Raw genomic sequence first — 1232 nt, 5'->3', positions numbered from 1 at the left:
CCGCCCGCCTGGTGAGGCACTCCCCACCGTTCGCCACGCCCCCTTGGCCACTGCGGCTGTGCAACGTTCCGGCGCGCTCGCCACGCTTGCGGGCACCGCCCCCGACATAATTGATCATGAAGTCGGGTAGCCAGGGGGAGTTTCACTCCGGACGATCACCGTCACGATTAATGCCCTCAGGCGTGTTCGTGGCACACGTTCCGCGAGACCGCGCCGCGGCTCCGGCCGCAGTCCCAGAGCCGACAGCGCGACCGATCCCTTCACCACCTCCGCGGAGCCAGCCGCCGTCCTGCCGCCCGGGAGACCACGCCCGGCGACGACGCGTAGGCACATCGGGCTAACGCCGGGTCGGCGACAGCCAAGCAAGATCGATCATCGCCGGGAAGGGCACGACGACATCCAGGGGCACGACGACATCCGGATGCCCGTGACCTCACTCGCACGGTCGGCCCCGTTTTGCGGGTCGCCGGCATCAGGTGTCGTGGTCGCCGGGCCTGACGGGCTGCCCGGGGATCTTCGGGCGTTGGGCCGCTCTCATCGGGGGCCGTCGCCGTTCATGGCCTGCGACAGCAACCGGCACCGAGGTACCGCGGCTGGACCTGGCCGTGGGTCCGGTTGCCTGGCGGGAATCGTCGACCCGATAGATGGTTCCCGTGTCGCCTCCGCTCACAGCGTACGAACATATGTTCGACATCCGGCAGGTGTTGTTCTACCGTTGACTCATGGTTTACGGCGAGAACTCCGGCGACGATCCGGATCCACCGGCACGGCTGGCGGTGATCGTCGAGCAGGTCGACGGGCTGCTGGCCGCGGACATGTGGCAGCTGTCCGACGGCGAGTTGGACGGGCTGATCGAAGGGATATGCCGGCTGACCGGCCGGGTCGCGGCCGTACGGGGCCAGCTGTTCGTGGAGGCCCAGGACCGCGGCTTCGCCGTCCACCAGGGCGCCACCGATCTCGCCGCCTGGCTGCGGGAACGGCTGCGGCTGACCACCCGGGAAGCCCGCCGGCACGTCACCCTCGCCCGCGACACCACCGTCTGCACCGCGACCGGGGCGGCCCTCGCCAGCGGGGAGATCACCGCCGAACAGCTCACAGTTCGGTTGAGGCACCACCGTTCGATCATGACGCCCACCGGGGTGGAGGACCCAGCAGCCGCCGGAGATCTGCTTTCTGCCGGTCGGTCAGCCGCGGGGCCCGCGCGAGGAGCCGCGCCACATGATCCTCAACGC

General features: G+C 69.7%; 1 protein-coding gene. It reads left to right on the top strand.

The genetic code is table 11. From position 1 onward, the window contains the following. Window positions 1-722: 722 nt before the first annotated feature. Window positions 723-1232: DUF222 domain-containing protein (locus NBZ85_RS31225; protein WP_261563436.1), on the top strand; the 510-nt coding region annotated here is incomplete at its 3' end.

The organism is Frankia tisae, from assembly GCF_025403405.1.
GTDB lineage: Bacteria > Actinomycetota > Actinomycetes > Frankiales > Frankiaceae > Frankia > Frankia tisai.
This window is presented reverse-complemented; position numbering and strand designations above follow the sequence as displayed.